Origin of the sequence: Iocasia fonsfrigidae (genome assembly GCF_017751145.1) — a bacterium.
In the GTDB taxonomy this organism is placed as follows: Bacteria; Bacillota; Halanaerobiia; order Halanaerobiales; family DTU029; genus Iocasia; species Iocasia fonsfrigidae.
The window spans coordinates 401,853-417,755 of record NZ_CP046640.1; the positions used below are offsets into that span (position 1 = coordinate 401,853).

Here is a 15,903-nt window from a genome sequence, read left to right on the forward strand (position 1 = left end):
TAGAAGAAAAGACAAGAAAATTAAAATAGAAGGAGTGATTTTTAATGGCCAATACTAAGGAAGTAAATAATAATAATTTCAACAAAGAAGTGCTTAATGCGGATAAACCTGTGCTGGTTGATTTCTGGGCAGAGTGGTGTGGACCGTGTAGGATGGTAGGTCCGGTTGTTGAAGAAATTGCTAAGGAACATGATGAACTTAAGGTTTGTAAGCTGAATGTTGATGATAATCAGGCGTTGGCTGCCAATTATGGGGTAATGAGTATACCTACTATTATATTATTTGAAAATGGTGAGGTTAAGAATAAAGTTACTGGTTATATGCCTAAGAGCAGTCTGGTCAGTAAACTTGGTTTAAGTTAATGATATCGTTAATATAAAAAATAAGCTTACTGGCAGGGGATAAAACCCCTGCTCTTTTGTTATCTATTGTAATTTATGGCTGATTCATTTATAATATATTTCAGGTAGATATATAAGACCAGAGGGTGGGTGTAAATAATGCTGATCGTAGACAATGTTTATTTAACCCTGGGACATAAGGAGGTTTTTCGGGGGTTAAACCTTGAATTTAACGAGGGGAATATATATGGGTTATTAGGACAGAATGGTGCAGGAAAGAGTACAGTGGGTTATTTATTAATGGGGATTGAAAACTATTTTCCGGAAAAAGGGCAGATAATTTTTGATAAGCAGGATATTACAGGACTGGATATCCAGGGGAGGGCCCGGAAGGGCATTACCCTTGCCTGGCAGGAGCCTGCCCGTTTTGAAGGCATTACTGTCCATGACTTCCTAACACTTGGTGGGCGTTATTCAGCTAAAAAAGCCGTTGATCTATTGGAATTAGTCGGCCTCCCTGCTGAAAGGTACTTAAAAAGAGAATTGAATGACAGTTTGAGTGGTGGGGAAAGGAAACGCATTGAGATGGCTTCTGTAATGATGATAGAACCCAGGGTTGTAATTCTTGATGAGCCTGATTCTGGAATTGACTATGGTTCATATGAAAAGGTATTGGATGTTGCCAGGTATCTAAGAGATAAAGGGAGTATAGTCATTATGATAACCCATAATGTAAATATATTTGATAATCTAGATTATGTCTATTTGATTTGTAATGGTGTGGCTTATCGTGAAGGAGAACCTGATGATGTGCGTTATTTCTATGAACATCAGTGTGATAGGTGTGAATATTTGAAAACCGGGGGTGATAGCCTTGCTTACTAATCATAGTGAAGATTTTGAACTGTTGGTTGATGCCTATGAAGAAAGTGGTGGTGCTGCTTCGGTTTTTGATGATGATAGTGCTGCCTTTTTATTGATAAATAAAGACCAGGTTGTTGGTATTAACCAGGTTAAGGGCCTGACAATTGAGACCGAAGAGATTGAAGATGGTATTAAGGCCAGAATAACCATTAGTAAAGGGACAAAATTAAAGAAACCGATGCATATGTGTTTTGGTGTTACACACAGCAGTGGTATTCAAAATATAGTATCAGAGTATATTCTGGAAGAAGGGGCTGAAGCCAGCTTAAAAGCACACTGCAGTTTCCCAAAAGCTGAGGATGTGGTACATAAGATGGATTCAGTCATAAGATTGGGTAGGAATGCTATTTTAAATTATGAAGAGGTTCACTACCACGGTCCTGATGCCGGGATAGAAGTGCTCCCCAGGGCAAAGGCCTATCTGTCTGAAGGTGCTTATTATTTCAATGAATTTAAACTGGTTAAGGGCAGGGTCGGTAAACTTGATGTTGATTTTGAGGTTGAGTTAGCTAAAGAGGCTGTAACCGAGTTTGTCAGTAAGGTATATGGTAAAAAAAATGATCAAATCAGGATAAAAGAAACAATCCATCTCAATGGCAGAGGAAGTAGAGGACTAGCCAAGACCAGGGTTTTTGCCTCAGATAAGACAGTTAGTGAGGTTATTGGAGAGGCTTACGGTAATGCCCCTTATGTCAAGGGACATATAGATTGTGTTGAGGCTGTAAAAGGTGAGGCTGAAGTCAGTGCTGTCCCCATTATCAGGGTAAACAATGACCTGGCTGAATTATCCCATGAGGCAAGTATAGGGAGAATAAACCAGAAACAGCTGGAAACTTTGATAGCCAGGGGCTTAAATGAAGAAGAGGCTACAGATTTGATTGTAAATGGTATGTTAAAATAAGGCCTTCCCTATTTGCCTGGCAATATTTTATATGATACAATATCTGTAAAGATTTACTGTTTGGGAGAGTGGGAATATGAAGGTATTAGTCATTCATGCTCAGGATGATAAAATTACTAAAATTGCTAAAGCTATGGTTGAAGGTATTGTTAATAATGGTAATCAGGCAGATCGAATTAGTACCAGTGATACCGGGGGATTAGTTAATTTCCACAGTTATGACCTGGTTTTAGTCGGTAGTCCAACAAAGGGTTTTTTTAAAGGAAAGATTGATGAAAATATTAAACCCTTTTTAGGGCAGTGTAAGAGGACAGTTGGTAAAGAGGCTGTTGCTTTTGTGACCCCGAGGGGATTTGCTACTACCAAAGCCTTAAAATTAGTAATGGCTGTTCTGGAGAGTCTGGGGTGTATTGTCAAAGATTTTGTAAGCCTTAGTACAGTAAAAGAAGCAAGGGTATTTGGTGGGAAGCTGTAATATTTATTCATGGTTTTATTTATTTGAGCAGGGAAATATCCTTGTAATATTTTTATGCCTATTATATAATGTATAAGGTGCCACAGAGTGGGTAGACACCATCTGTGGTTTTTTCTTATGTTATATGAAATTGTGGATAACTTTAAAGACCGACCAATATATTTACTTACCTTGTCGTGCACTATGGCGTCCTGCCTTCGTTTACTGTCGAGAAATTGTCTTCCGGTGTCCTACCTCCAGCCAATTTCTAGAGTCGTCCAGTAAATATATTGGTCTGGTTTATTATGATGAGTAGTTAACTTTGAGTGAAAAGTGGTTCTAAGTAAAAATAAATAATTATTGATTAAGTTTGGGTGGCGAAGCCATTTTGTTCGATAGAAAGTACAGGGGTTTTAATATGAGTAGGAAGATTGAATTAACTATTAAGAGTTGTCAGAAATACCCAGATGATGGCAGAGTAGAGGAGATTAATAGTTCGACAGAGGGGTTAATTTATCGCAAAAACAGGTTACATTATCTGGTATATAATGATTATTCAGCAGGTTTATCAGGGGTCAGGACGACTATAAAGATTGACCAGGCCTGTGAAAGGGTCCTTATTATTAGGGCTAAGCCCTATGAGTATCAGCAAACATTTGTCAATGGAAAGAAAGAAAAAGGTAGTTATCAAACAAATTATGGTAGGATTAAGACAGCTGTTTTAACTGAAGAATTAAAGATAGATCTCAGGGATAAAAAAGGTAGTATTTTAATAGACTATAAATTGTATTTCAATGGACAATATACCAGTAGAAACAATTTATTAATTAACTGGGTTTAATTTCACTTAAAATCTAGATAAAGGGAGAAGACTATCAAGGGGGGGTATCAATGGCTAGTAAATATATTTTTGTGACAGGTGGTGTGGTGTCAGCCCTGGGAAAGGGTATTACAGCTGCTTCACTTGGTAGATTATTAAAAAGTAGGGGATTGAAAGTCAGCATTCAAAAGTTTGACCCATATATCAATGTAGACCCGGGGACAATGAGCCCCTATCAACATGGTGAGGTCTTTGTTACTGATGATGGGGCTGAAACAGATCTTGACCTGGGACATTATGAACGCTTTATTGATGTTAATTTAAGCCAGAATAATAATGTTACTACCGGCCAGATCTATGGTTCTGTTATCAGGAAAGAAAGAAAGGGTGAATACCTGGGAGCTACTGTACAGGTGATTCCACATATTACAGATGAGATAAAAGATAGGATAACCAGGGTTGGTCGGGAAACAGATGCTGATGTTGTTATTACAGAAATTGGCGGGACTATTGGGGATATTGAGAGTCTCCCCTTTATTGAGGCGATCCGTCAGTTGAAGAGTGATTTAGGGAAGGAGTATATCTTTTATTTACACTGTACCCTTGTTCCGTATATTGCTACTGCCGGTGAGTTGAAAACAAAACCAACCCAGCATAGTATTAAGGAACTAAGGAGTATAGGTATTCAGCCAGATGCTGTTGTCTGCCGCTGTGACAGGGAATTAACCCGGGAGGTAAAAGATAAAATTGCCCTTTTTGGTGATATTGACAAAGATGCTGTTGTTCAGGTGATAGATGCTGACCATATTTATGAGGTGCCCTTATTACTGGAAGAAGAGGGTCTGGCAAGTTATGTTATAGACAAGCTGGGTCTTAAGGACAAAGTGCATGCACCTGATCTCAATGAATGGTGTGAGATGGTCAAGAAGATGCAAAAACCCGGCGGGAAAGTCAAGATATCTATTGTCGGGAAATATGTTGAGCTCCCTGATGCCTATATCAGTATTAATGAATCACTTAAACATGCTGGTATTGCTAATAATGCTGATGTTGAGATCAATTATGTCTATGCAGAAAAACTGGAAGAAGATATTGAACTGGCTGATTATTTAGGTGATTCCCATGGTATTTTAGTACCTGGCGGTTTTGGCGACAGGGGGATAGAAGGCAAGGTTAATGCTATTAGATATGCTAGAGAAAATGAAATACCCTTTTTTGGTATCTGTCTGGGGATGCAGTGTGCAGTAATTGAATTTGCTAGAAATAAAGCTGGTTATAAGGGGGCTAATAGTTCTGAGTTTAACCCTGAATCACCACACCCGGTGATTGATTTGATGCCTGATCAGAAGGATATAGAAAATATGGGTGGTACCATGAGACTGGGGCTTTATCCCTGTAAAATGACCCCTGATACTATAAGTTATGATGTTTATCATGAAGAAATAATTTACGAGAGACACCGCCACCGTTATGAATTTAATAATGAATACCGTAATGAACTAAAGGAAGCGGGGATTGTTATGGCTGGTATTTCACCTGATAATAGACTGGTTGAGATTATAGAGCTGCCAGAACACCCCTGGTTTGTAGGGGTTCAATTCCATCCAGAGTTTAAGTCTCGTCCCAATAGACCGCATCCTTTGTTTGTTGGTTTTGTAGAGGCTGCTGTAGAAAATAGCAAATAGAGTCATCTCAAGGCAGTAAAAAAATAAAAATATTATTTTATGGCAAATATTGTATATCGATTCCAGATATGATATAATTTACAGGAACTTTTTAGTGAGGTTGGTGAAAAATGATGATAACAAGGGTTTCTGGAGGAAAATTATATCATGAAATGGAATTGCTGAGGGAAAGTTTGGTGGAGAAGTATGAAGAGACAAGAAATTTCAGGGATAAAGATGTCTACAATTTGAGCGAAGAGATGGACAGCTATATTATCCAGTATATGAGAGATATTAAGAGGTGATTATTTGGAAAGGGATGTAGTTTTTTTTGACCTTGATGGGACACTTTTGCCGATAGATATTGATGATTTTTTAAGGAAATATTTTAAGGCTTTAACCAGGGAGTTTTCAGATACTTTTGATCCTGATTACTTTATTAAGTCATTACTCAAGGCTACCAATGCTATGATTGAAAACAATGGGGAAAGATTAAATATTGATGTCTTTATTGATTCTTTTCTGAATTTAATGGGTGTTGATAATCAAAGTGATATGATGAACAGGTTTGATAAATTTTATCAGGAGAAGTTTCCCCGCTTAGGGGCAGACATAAGGGCAGGTAAGGTGCCAGCTAATTTAATTAAACACTTAAAAGAGTCAGGGTATCAATTGGTACTGGCCACAAATCCAGTCTTTCCATTACAGGCCATCAAGGAAAGAATGAACTGGGCTAATGTTGACCCAGGAGATTTTGCATATATAAGCTGTTATGAAAACATGCATTACTGCAAACCCAATCCGGGATTTTATCAGGAAATTTTACAGAAAATTGATGTTGAGCCTGAAAGGGCAATGATGATAGGAAATGATGTCCAGGAAGATATGATAGCGGCTACCCTGGGAATGGAGACATATCTATTGACTGATTTTTTAATTGACAGAAGGACAGATAATTCCAGGATAGACTGGAAAGGGACTATGGAGGAACTTTTTGCTTATTTAACAAATAAATAATTTCAGCTTGTATAAAACCCCTTAGCTCAGGTAATAATGGTAATGAACTAAGGGGGGTTTTTTATGTTTAAGAAAACTATTCTTTTAATTTTTATTTTCTTCTTTATAACAGGCCTATTTACTAGCAGATTAGAGGCCGTTCAGGAGACTCCAGGATATATAAAAGCTGTTGATCTAGCAAAAAATGCTGTTTTGATAAATGATAGTTGGTACCATTTATCAGACAGTTCAGAGGTATTCAGGAATGGCCAGGAGAGCAGTTTGCAGGCTGCTTTACCTATTGAGGGTAGTTTTTTCCAGTGGGGCAAAGTAGAACTAAATAACAGGGGGAAGGTTGCAAAATTACAGGTTTATTATCAGGTTTATGAGGGTAAAATTACTGAGCTTTCTCTTTCAGACAGGATAATTAGACTTTCAATATTTAAGGGTGATGGATTGGCCCCTGAAAGTGAATATTTCTACTGGAGTAATGATATAATTAATAAAGAGATGGATTTACTGAAAAAAGGGGAGCACCTTGTATTAATTGCCGCCCAAAATATTGTTATTCATTTCCCGTCTCTGTAAAATATTTATGTTTTAAAAAAGGATTTTTCATTATTATGGAGAATATTATGGTTGAGGAGGTGAATACCTGATTAGGTCTTAATCAGGTAACTAGTCATGGTTGTTGAGATATCCACTGCGTTTGCTATGCGCTGTCCGGCCTGTGGGCGGTTAGAAGTACATCAACTAAATATATTCCAGTTATCTGGAGAAAAGGAGCTTGACTTTTATTGTGAATGTGGGAAACATAAGGCTGCCGTTAAAAGAAAGGGTTCCAGGTATATCTCTATAAAGTATTACTGTATTATCTGTGACCTGGAGCATACTAAAGTTATGCCGTCCAATATTTTCTGGTCAAAGAGACACCTTAATTCTCTAGTATGCCTGGATACTGACCTCAATCTTGGTTATTTTGGTTCATACCGTTTAATCAGAGAGGAGCTGGACCGTCAACAGGAGGAACTTAACTCTATGGCTAATGAACTGGGGTTTGATGAATTTGCCGATCCGGAAATAATGCTGGAGATACTTGATTATCTTCACGATATAGCAGCTACTGGGGGTCTTTATTGTGAATGCGGGAGTCATGATATAAATATTGAACTGTTTTCTAATAAACTGGAACTCTGCTGTTCAAATTGCAATTCAGCAAAACAGATATCTGCCTCCAGCAAGGAAGACCTGACAAGGCTTAAAACCCTTGATGAGGTTGTTATTAAATTAGCTGCCGGTAAATCAAAAAATTCAAAGACCCATAGATAAATTATATAAAATTATAAGGGGGTATACATAAAGATGAACTTAGTTCCAATGGCTGAAATTTTAAATAAGGCACACAAGGAAAACTATGCTGTAGGTGGTTTTAATATTAATAACATGGAGTTTCTCCAGGGGATAATCTGGGCTGCTGAGGAAATGGATTCACCACTTATTTTACAGACAAGTGAAGGGGCAGCTAAATATATCGGTATGGATTATGTTATTGGTATGGTTGATGCGGCTACTAAAAACACCCATATACCTGTGGCACTACACCTTGATCACGGTGGGAGCTTTGAATTCTGTATGAAATGTATCCGAAATGGTTATTCTTCTGTAATGTTTGATGGTTCCCATTATCAACTGGAAGAAAACATTAAACTTACTAAAGAAGTGGTTAAAGCTGCACATGCAGTTGGTGTTAGTGTTGAAGCAGAACTGGGTAAATTAGGTGGCACAGAAGACAATGTATCAGTTGAGGCTAAAGACGCTACGTTTACTGACCCAGAAGAAGCTGTGAGATTTGTTGAAGAAACAGGGGTGGATGCCCTGGCTATTGCGATTGGTACTGCCCATGGTGTTTATAGTGGTGATCCAGAACTTGATTTTGAAAGGTTAAAGACTATCAAGGGAAAAATTGACATGCCGGTAGTATTACACGGTGCCTCTGGTGTACCAGAAGCAGATGTCAAAAAAGCTGTTTCCCTGGGTATTAATAAAGTTAATGTAAATACAGATTTCCAACAGGCCTTTACAGGTAAGATTAGAGAGATATTTGTTGAGGATTCAGGGGTTTATGACCCACGGAAATACTGTGGACCGGGGAGAGAAGCCATTAAAGATAAAGTTATCGAAAAGATAACCTTCCTGGGAAGTAACGGTAAAGCCTAGTTCATTATAGACAACAGGGACTCCTGTCTCCTGCAGGGGTCTTTTTCTTTTCTTTAAATATTCTCTTCGAAAAACTATCATAATTAAGCCAGTCTTCATAATATTATTCTGTCAAATCTTAATTTAAATTTCATTTATATAAATAACAAATTTTTACTTATTGGGATGATTTTATATCTCCCGGGAAGGTGGTTTTAAATTGAATATTAGTGATTTAGAAAAACAAACAATCCCAGAGCTGCATAAGCTTGCCCGCAAGCTAAACCTGAGTGATTATTCGAAAATGAGAAAAAAAGACTTGATCTTTGCCCTGTTAAAAAAAGAAACAGAAAAAGGGGGTAATATCTTTGCAGAAGGTGTTCTGGAGGTAGTAAATGGTGAAGGATACGGTTTCCTTCGTCCTTCAAAATATATCCCCTCTGGTGATGATATTTATATTTCAGCCTCACAGATACGTCGCTTTGATCTAAGGACAGGTGATGTTGTATCTGGTCAGGTTAGAGAGCCTAAAGACAATGAACGGTATTTTGCTTTGCTACGCATAGAGGCAGTTAATTTTCAGGACCCGGAAAAGGCTAAAGACAGGGCCTATTTTGAAGACCTGACACCATTATATCCTCAGGAAAGGCTGTACCTGGAAAATGACCCTGGTGAAGTATCCAGTCGTTTAATCGATCTGGTCTCACCTGTAGGGAAAGGACAGAGGGGATTAATAGTATCTCCCCCTAAAGCTGGTAAGACCGTTCTTTTACAGAAGATAGCTAATAGTATTGCAGCAAATCACCCTGATGTGAAACTTATGATCTTATTGATCGATGAGCGGCCAGAAGAAGTAACAGATATGAAGAGGTCAGTTGATGCTGAGGTAATCAGTTCTACTTTTGATGAACCCCCGGAAAACCATCTTCAGGTAGCAAAACTATTACTGGAAAAAGCCAAAAGACTGGTCGAGCACAAATATGATGTAGTCATCTTGTTGGATAGTATTACCCGTCTGGCCCGGGCCTCTAATGTAACTGTACCTCCGAGTGGTAGGACACTATCAGGGGGGCTTGACCCGACTGCTATGCATTTCCCTAAAAAATTCTATGGGGCTGCGCGTAATATCGAAGAAGGGGGGAGTCTAACAATACTGGCCACCTCACTAGTTGATACAGGCAGTAGGATGGATGATGTTATCTATGAAGAATTCAAGGGAACAGGTAATATGGAACTACACCTGGACAGGCAGCTGGCTGAACAAAGGATATTCCCGGCGATAGATATAAAGAAATCAGGAACCAGGAAAGAGGAACTCTTACTCTCAGAAGGTGAGTTAAAGACCATGTGGAATTTCAGGAAAGGAATAAACAGGTCTGATTCGGCCGATGTTATGAACTCTATGCTTAAGCAACTAAATAATAATAAAGAAAATGAAGAACTATTAAAAAGCCTGGATAAGATATTTAAATAGAGTGGGATATGATAATAGGGGTGGCGAGTAAAATGATTATAAAAAAGCAGTTATTAATAGAGAAAATAGTAATTATCATGATGTTACTAATTATCTTATCACTCCCTGTATTAGCCAACTCTGAAAATTCCCTTACAGTAATTGAGGAGGCTGGTGAGACCTATCTTGTAGAAGATATTAACCGCTTTAATAATCTGGAAAGACCAGTAGTTGCCCTGGCTCTTTCCGGTGGCGGTGCCAGGGCTTTGTTCAACATTGGGGTGATAAAGGCCTTAGTTGAGGAAGGGGTGCCAATTGATATTGTGGTGGGGACCAGTATGGGCTCTATTGTTGGTAGTCTATATGGTAGTGGTTTAGCAATAGAGCAGATTGAAGAGATAGTTACCAGGACCCCGTTCTCCCGTTTGCTGGAAATTAATGTTGCTGATAGTCAATCACTTCTGAAGACTGCCAAAGTAAACCGTTTTATAGAAGACATATCTCCTTATAAACGCCTGGAGGAATACCCAGTACCTACTGCTCTGCTAAGCTATGACTTAACAGATGGCAGCAAGTATTTGACTACTACTGGTAGGATTTCTGAGGAAATTCAAAGTTCCTATGCTATCCCTTTTTATTTTCCAATCTATCAGAAAAATGGCAGGTTTTTAATAGATCCTGGTACTGTAGAGATCAGCCCTGCTAAAGCCGCTTCTGTTCTCGGGGGAGACCTGATAATCGCCACTATGTCCTCTGACCAAAAAACCCCTCCACAACTCTATGATACACCCCTTAAATCAACTAAGAGGTTTCTGGATTTGATACAGGATAAAAATGCTAAACGTATTCTAGAAAATTATGCAGATATAGTTATTGAAACTGATGTAAGTAAATATTCTTTTATGGACTTTAATAAAGCTGAAGAGTTGATTGAACTTGGTTACAGGAGTGCCCGGAAGAAAATGCCGCAGTTAAGAAGGCTTTTACAGGAGAGAGAAATACTACTTGATGATTATCAACCGCGTCCTTTTATCAATGTTGAACAGGAGTTTGTCGATCTTAAATACGATAGAATTATTGTTGATTCCCGGGATATTATACCGGTCTTTCATTATGGTAAAGACCATTCCTTTTTTAATCAGGGTTTAATCAGGACCATCAGAGCTAAGGCCCAGTATGGGCTGGAATATACTAAAGGGCAGCTCCATTTAAATGGATTATACACAAATAATAAGACTGATGATATTGAAATTAAAGGGCGCTGGTGTAAATTGACAAACAGTACGGATTTTATTTTAAAATCTAGCTTTAGTTCTAATAGTGATCTACAAGATTATGAAATAGGGATTAAATATTACCAATATGCCTACACAATTGGCTTTGGCCGAGGTGAAATTGCAGAACAGGATTATCTTTATCTTGATAATAGTTATGAGCTTACTTTTGGTGAGAATTTGATAACTGGTGAGACTGATTTGCTTTTTCCCTTTGGTATTAATCAGGCCAAGATTTTGACCAGCCAGCAGGCCAGCTACATGATAAGCAGCAAGTGGAGGATAAATTCTACATTTGTTTATAATAATAGCAAATTGATGGAATCCCCTATTATTTACAGGGGCCAAAAACCTGATCCTTTTGTAGAAAAGCAATCTTCCCTTGAACTAGAGTACACATATCGATTTCTTGACTCAATAAAGATAATGAGTGTATTTCAGTTAACAGACATAGGGACATATCTTTTTGCAGATTATCATAATCAGGAGAAAGACCATTTGGCCTATGGGATAGGAACTCGTTCTAAGTTTAATCTACTAGGTTTTAAACCAGTCGACTTGAATTTCTATTATGCCTATGACCAGGAAGAAGAAAACTATCATTTAGGTATGGCTTTTGATTATTTATTTTGACTAATTGAGAGAAAAGATTAATATTATTATAGAGCTAGCCCCTTTATATTTAGATGCGGATTTAAATATAAAGAGTCTTTTGATTAATTATGAAATTATAATTTCAATATAATATATAAAAAAACAAAAATTAAAACTTGACTTTTAATAATTCCTGTGTTAATCTATATTTAAAGTTAAATTTAGGTGGTTATTTTAAGGAATCGTTTTATATTGAAATTATATTTTAATAAATCTACTTATAAGAAATGTAAACTGATACTATTTTTTAAAAAAGGTGTGTGATTAATAATGGCAAATGAAGATTACATTAACCAGGCTGTAGTAAATGCTTTTAAAATACTTGAACTATTCAATGAAAACAATATTCAGTATACCTCACAGGAAATAACTGACTTATTAGATATTAGCTCCAGTTCTGGATGGCGCCTGGTTCAAACATTAGAGCATATTGGTTATCTGAGAAAAGATGAAGATGATAAATACTTCCTAGGTTTTAAAGGTCTGAATTTTGCCAAAATAATTCTTAATTCTCTAGACGTGAGAAGAGTTGCTTTACCACATTTAAGGGAGCTGGCTGAGGATTTAAAACTTAATGTAAGTCTTGGAATATTAGGGAAAAGTGAGGCCATCTATATTGTTCGAATTCCCAGTCCGGAAATCCCTGATACCAATTTTCATGTTGGACGGCGGGTACCACTTCATTGTACAGGATTAGGTAAGGTACTATTAGCCTATCAGAAAGAAGAAGTTAAAAATTCAATCATTGAAAATATAGAGATAAAAAAACTAACCCAAAATACTATTGCCACTAAAGATGAATTAAAAAGCAACTTAGAAGAAGTTCGAAAGAATGGTTATGCTTTTGATGAAGAAGAATTCATGGAAAACACGAGTTGTCTGGCAATGCCTATCTGGAATAATTCAGGAGAGATAGAAGCAAGTATTAGTGTTTCCAATAGGAAGTTATTCAGGAAACAGAAAATGAATTTAGAGGAGAATTTAGAGCGGTTGTCTCAGACAGCTAATAAGATTTCGCATAGTTTGGGGTATAGCTTATATAATCCAGTTTAGATATTGTAGTATTTAACTTGAATAAGTTGCTTGGCAATTACATTAAACATAATATTAATCTTAAATAACTATATTGGAAAGGTTAAATATGATTTTCAAAATATTATAGACTAGTATTTCTCAATGTAAATTAACTAACTCTTCGAACAAATACTTACAAAAGGTATATATTACTAATATTATTTATTCATAAAAAACTGCAGGATTTTCAAATAAATTATACTTAATATAGGAGGTGATTAATTTAATAAAAAAAAGTATTTTGTTTTTGAAGTGGTTTTCAAAAAATGAAGGGGGATTTAATTAAATGAAAAGATTTTTTGTGATTGCTTTGCTAATGGTTATGGTTTTTGGTATGGTTTCTATATCTGCTGCTAAGGATTATCAAATGATTGTGGCTTTAAGTGAGCCCTTAGATTCGGAACAAGGGGAAGGAGCTAAAGAATTTAAAAGGCTAATTGAAGAAAGAACTGATGGTCAAATTGAAGTAAAGTTATTTCCTAATGAACAATTAGGTAAAGAGGTAGATGCAATTACAGCAATGCAGATGGGTACTGTTGATATGGGTATTTTTGGAACTACTATTTTTAAGCAGGCTGCTCCCAAATATAACATTTGGAGTGCATATTATATTTTTAACAGCCCTGAAGAACTTATGTATGTATTAAATGGGTCAATTGGTGAAGAAATGAATCAGGCTATGATTAAAAATAAAGATATCAGGATAATTGGTTATGGTTTGCGAGGACCACGTAATTTAACTACAAATTATCCAGTAAGAAAACCATCAGATGTTAAAGGCTTAGATATAAGGGTTCCTTTACAGCCTATCTATGTTGAAAGTTGGAAGGCTTTAGGTGCACAACCACAAACGATTGCTTATAGTGAACTTTATACGGCAATTAAACAAGGTGTAGTTGATGCACAGGAAAATCCCTTAGCAAATATTGAGGCCTCTGCCTTATATGAAGTTAATGATTATGTAAATGTTACAGAACATCAGCGTGCATTTTATACTTATGCAGTAAGTCAAAAGTTCTTCAATAAATTAACACCTAAATTACAGGGAATTATAACAAAAACAGGTAAAGATGTAACAGAATTTCACACCAAACTTCAACAGTCTAATGAAGCAAAATTAAGGAAACAATTGGAAGAGAAAGGCATGGAATTTATTGAAGTTGATCAAGCTGCCTTTAAAGAAGCTTTAAGCCATATTCCAGATCGATTTGCAAACAAATGGGTTCCTGGTTTATATCAAAGAATTCAGGAAAAAGTAGAGGAGTTTCATGCACAACAAAATTAGTCTTAAGGCTGAATTATAAAATATTAAGGAGTCTTGGAAAGTTAGATTGTAACTCTCCAAGGCTTCTTAATTAAAAAAGGAGAGTAAAATGGGAAAGAAGCTAGAATTAATAGTAGAAAAAACTGTTGGGATATTACTTGCGGTTTTAGTGTTATTGCTATTTGCTCAGGTTATAACCAGGTTTGTTTTTGTGGGGAGTATGTTATGGGCGAGTGAAATGGCAGTGTGGATTTTTGTTTGGATAACTTTTCTTGGAGCATCATTATTACTTAAAAAAAAGGAGCATATGACTGTAAATGTACTGGAAATCCTTCTGCCTGAGTATTTATATAATAAAATTAAAGTGTTTTTAGATATTATTATACAAATCATTATATATGTATTCTTAGCTATTGTTTTTTATAATGCACTTCCAGTAGTTAGTTCTGTAAGCAATCAATATGCAACCTCTGTTGAAATATCAAAAGTGTTCTTATATTCTTCTTTACCACTTTCGATAATTATGATGTTCATATTTTTGATTGTATCGCTAATTGAAAGAATAAGGGGGAAATAATATGCTGATTTTAGTATTAGTTATAATGGCAGTTGGATTTATAATAGGTCTTCCGGTAGCATTTACTCTGGGATCAGCTGCTTTGGCATATTTTTTAGCTGATCCATTTTTACCCAATGTAATGGTGCCGATGCGTTTAGTTGTAGGTGCACAGTCTCATGGCTTAATGGCTATACCTTTGTATATGTTAGCAGGGAATTTGATGAATAGTACGGGGCTTACTGATAGGATTTTTAGATTTACTAAGGCTTTAGTGGGGCATTTTGCCGGAGGTACAGCTTATGTAAATATAATTGCAAGTTTTATTTTTTCTGGTATGTCTGGTTCAGAGCTGGCAGATGCGAGTGGATTAGGTTCTGTCTTGATTCCTTCGATGGTTGATGAAGGTTATGACTGTGAATTTTCAACTGCGGTAACTGCTGCCTCTTCCACAATTGGTCCTATTTTTCCACCTAGTATACCATTAGTATTAATTGGTGGAGTAACAGGTATATCAGTTGGGCGTTTATTTATGGGTGGTGTTGTGCCAGGTATTTTACTTGCAATTTATATGATGGTACTTGTTTATTTTATATCTAAAAAACGAAACTATCCTAAAAATACCGGGTTTTCAGGTAAAGAATTATTCAAATCTTTTATTCATGCTTTTCCAGCATTAACAACACCTGTTGTTATTATAGGCGGTATACTTGGTGGATTTTTTACACCGACTGAAGCAGGCGTTGTGGCCGTAGTTTATGCACTTTTTATTGCTGGTGTTGTTTACCGTGATATAAAAAGTTTTTCAATTATTTTTGAACAGCTTGTTAAGACAGCAATCTACTCAGCTAAGATTATGTTTATTGTTGGTTCGGCTTATGCTTTAGCCTGGGTATTGGCTAGAGTGCAGGTTGGTAGCATTTTAACTAATTATTTAACAGATGTTTCAACAAATCCACTTATTGTTTTAAGCATAATATGTCTTGCTTTTTTATTGTTTGGCTGTTTTTTGAATCCATCAGCGATAATAATTATTTTTGTTCCCCTTCTTATGCCTGTAATTAATGCTGTTGGTATTGATCCAGTTCATTTTGGCGTTGTAGCAACATTAGTTTTAATGATAGGATTAGCTACTCCTCCATTTGGTTTGGCTATGTTTATTGTTTGTGATATTGGTAATTTATCTATTGGTAAATTTACTAAAGGAATGATACCTTTTTATATAGCATTAATAGTAGCAGTTATTACAATGATTTTAATACCACAGGTAGTAACATATGTTCCTAATGTGTTTTTTGGTTGAAGTAGTATTGACAATATGAGTATAGATAA

17 protein-coding genes are annotated in these 15,903 nt (G+C 36.4%); all 17 read left to right on the forward strand.

The genetic code is table 11. The annotated features are described in order from the left end of the window. Window positions 1–44 precede the first annotated feature (44 nt). The 17 genes from trxA to GM661_RS02100 all read left to right on the forward strand — a co-directional run bounded on the left by trxA (window position 45) and on the right by GM661_RS02100 (window position 15,874). Complete coding sequence (gene trxA / locus GM661_RS02020; protein WP_125987681.1) at window positions 45–362, forward strand: thioredoxin; 318 nt, start codon at window positions 45–47, stop codon at window positions 360–362. A 138-nt stretch (window positions 363–500) separates the two neighbouring features. Then, window positions 501–1,226 (forward strand): ATP-binding cassette domain-containing protein, encoded by a 726-nt coding sequence (locus GM661_RS02025; RefSeq protein WP_125987683.1) that lies wholly within the window; start codon window positions 501–503, stop codon window positions 1,224–1,226. Then, window positions 1,216–2,166, forward strand: coding sequence for a SufB/SufD family protein (locus GM661_RS02030; RefSeq protein WP_230868522.1), 951 nt, complete (start codon window positions 1,216–1,218; stop codon window positions 2,164–2,166). Before GM661_RS02025 ends, GM661_RS02030 begins: the two co-directional genes overlap by 11 nt. 76 nt (window positions 2,167–2,242) lie before the next feature. Next, window positions 2,243–2,641, forward strand: coding sequence for a flavodoxin family protein (locus tag GM661_RS02035; protein ID WP_125987687.1), 399 nt, complete (start codon window positions 2,243–2,245; stop codon window positions 2,639–2,641). Between the two features lie 397 nt (window positions 2,642–3,038). Next, the gene (locus GM661_RS02040; protein WP_230868523.1) at window positions 3,039–3,461 is read left to right on the forward strand and encodes a DUF1934 domain-containing protein; all 423 of its coding nucleotides are present in this window, start codon (window positions 3,039–3,041) and stop codon (window positions 3,459–3,461) included. A gap of 50 nt (window positions 3,462–3,511) precedes the next feature. Then, window positions 3,512–5,125 carry a CTP synthase gene (locus tag GM661_RS02045; protein ID WP_125987691.1) on the forward strand — a complete coding sequence of 538 codons (1,614 nt, stop codon included), beginning with the start codon at window positions 3,512–3,514 and terminating at the stop codon, window positions 5,123–5,125. Window positions 5,126–5,235: 110 nt separating this feature from the next. Further along, window positions 5,236–5,409, forward strand: a complete 174-nt coding sequence (locus tag GM661_RS02050) for an aspartyl-phosphate phosphatase Spo0E family protein (RefSeq protein WP_125987693.1) — start codon at window positions 5,236–5,238, stop codon at window positions 5,407–5,409. 4 nt (window positions 5,410–5,413) lie between these two features. Then, the gene (locus tag GM661_RS02055; RefSeq protein WP_230868524.1) at window positions 5,414–6,121 is read left to right on the forward strand and encodes an HAD family hydrolase; all 708 of its coding nucleotides are present in this window, start codon (window positions 5,414–5,416) and stop codon (window positions 6,119–6,121) included. A gap of 63 nt (window positions 6,122–6,184) precedes the next feature. Then, complete coding sequence (locus GM661_RS02060) at window positions 6,185–6,688, forward strand: hypothetical protein (RefSeq protein WP_230868525.1); 504 nt, start codon at window positions 6,185–6,187, stop codon at window positions 6,686–6,688. Window positions 6,689–6,784: 96 nt separating this feature from the next. After that, entirely contained in the window at window positions 6,785–7,429 is a 645-nt protein-coding gene (locus GM661_RS02065) for a hypothetical protein (RefSeq protein ID WP_230868526.1), read from the forward strand. A gap of 33 nt (window positions 7,430–7,462) precedes the next feature. Next, entirely contained in the window at window positions 7,463–8,317 is an 855-nt protein-coding gene (locus GM661_RS02070; RefSeq protein WP_230868527.1) for a class II fructose-1,6-bisphosphate aldolase, read from the forward strand. Window positions 8,318–8,516: 199 nt separating this feature from the next. After that, complete coding sequence (gene rho / locus GM661_RS02075) at window positions 8,517–9,770, forward strand: transcription termination factor Rho (protein ID WP_164522109.1); 1,254 nt, start codon at window positions 8,517–8,519, stop codon at window positions 9,768–9,770. Between the two features lie 32 nt (window positions 9,771–9,802). Next, on the forward strand, window positions 9,803–11,656 hold the full coding sequence (locus tag GM661_RS02080) for a patatin-like phospholipase family protein (protein ID WP_230868528.1): 1,854 nt from the start codon (window positions 9,803–9,805) through the stop codon (window positions 11,654–11,656). A 291-nt stretch (window positions 11,657–11,947) separates the two neighbouring features. After that, window positions 11,948–12,730 carry an IclR family transcriptional regulator gene (locus tag GM661_RS02085; protein WP_230868529.1) on the forward strand — a complete coding sequence of 261 codons (783 nt, stop codon included), beginning with the start codon at window positions 11,948–11,950 and terminating at the stop codon, window positions 12,728–12,730. Between the two features lie 307 nt (window positions 12,731–13,037). After that, entirely contained in the window at window positions 13,038–14,036 is a 999-nt protein-coding gene (locus GM661_RS02090) for a TRAP transporter substrate-binding protein (RefSeq protein WP_230868530.1), read from the forward strand. Between the two features lie 88 nt (window positions 14,037–14,124). Beyond that, window positions 14,125–14,592, forward strand: a complete 468-nt coding sequence (locus GM661_RS02095; RefSeq protein ID WP_230868531.1) for a TRAP transporter small permease — start codon at window positions 14,125–14,127, stop codon at window positions 14,590–14,592. 1 nt (window position 14,593) lies between these two features. Further along, on the forward strand, window positions 14,594–15,874 hold the full coding sequence (locus GM661_RS02100; protein WP_230868532.1) for a TRAP transporter large permease: 1,281 nt from the start codon (window positions 14,594–14,596) through the stop codon (window positions 15,872–15,874). Window positions 15,875–15,903: the final 29 nt, after the last annotated feature.

Coding starts and splice junctions, on each gene's coding strand:
- trxA (WP_125987681.1), top strand. CDS start 45: ATGGCCAATACTAAGGAAGTAAATAATAATAATTTCAACAAAGAAGTG.
- GM661_RS02025 (WP_125987683.1), top strand. CDS start 501: ATGCTGATCGTAGACAATGTTTATTTAACCCTGGGACATAAGGAGGTT.
- GM661_RS02035 (WP_125987687.1), top strand. CDS start 2,243: ATGAAGGTATTAGTCATTCATGCTCAGGATGATAAAATTACTAAAATT.
- GM661_RS02040 (WP_230868523.1), top strand. CDS start 3,039: ATGAGTAGGAAGATTGAATTAACTATTAAGAGTTGTCAGAAATACCCA.
- GM661_RS02045 (WP_125987691.1), top strand. CDS start 3,512: ATGGCTAGTAAATATATTTTTGTGACAGGTGGTGTGGTGTCAGCCCTG.
- GM661_RS02050 (WP_125987693.1), top strand. CDS start 5,236: ATGATGATAACAAGGGTTTCTGGAGGAAAATTATATCATGAAATGGAA.
- GM661_RS02060 (WP_230868525.1), top strand. CDS start 6,185: ATGTTTAAGAAAACTATTCTTTTAATTTTTATTTTCTTCTTTATAACA.
- GM661_RS02065 (WP_230868526.1), top strand. CDS start 6,785: ATGGTTGTTGAGATATCCACTGCGTTTGCTATGCGCTGTCCGGCCTGT.
- GM661_RS02070 (WP_230868527.1), top strand. CDS start 7,463: ATGAACTTAGTTCCAATGGCTGAAATTTTAAATAAGGCACACAAGGAA.
- GM661_RS02080 (WP_230868528.1), top strand. CDS start 9,803: ATGATTATAAAAAAGCAGTTATTAATAGAGAAAATAGTAATTATCATG.
- GM661_RS02085 (WP_230868529.1), top strand. CDS start 11,948: ATGGCAAATGAAGATTACATTAACCAGGCTGTAGTAAATGCTTTTAAA.
- GM661_RS02090 (WP_230868530.1), top strand. CDS start 13,038: ATGAAAAGATTTTTTGTGATTGCTTTGCTAATGGTTATGGTTTTTGGT.
- GM661_RS02095 (WP_230868531.1), top strand. CDS start 14,125: ATGGGAAAGAAGCTAGAATTAATAGTAGAAAAAACTGTTGGGATATTA.
- GM661_RS02100 (WP_230868532.1), top strand. CDS start 14,594: ATGCTGATTTTAGTATTAGTTATAATGGCAGTTGGATTTATAATAGGT.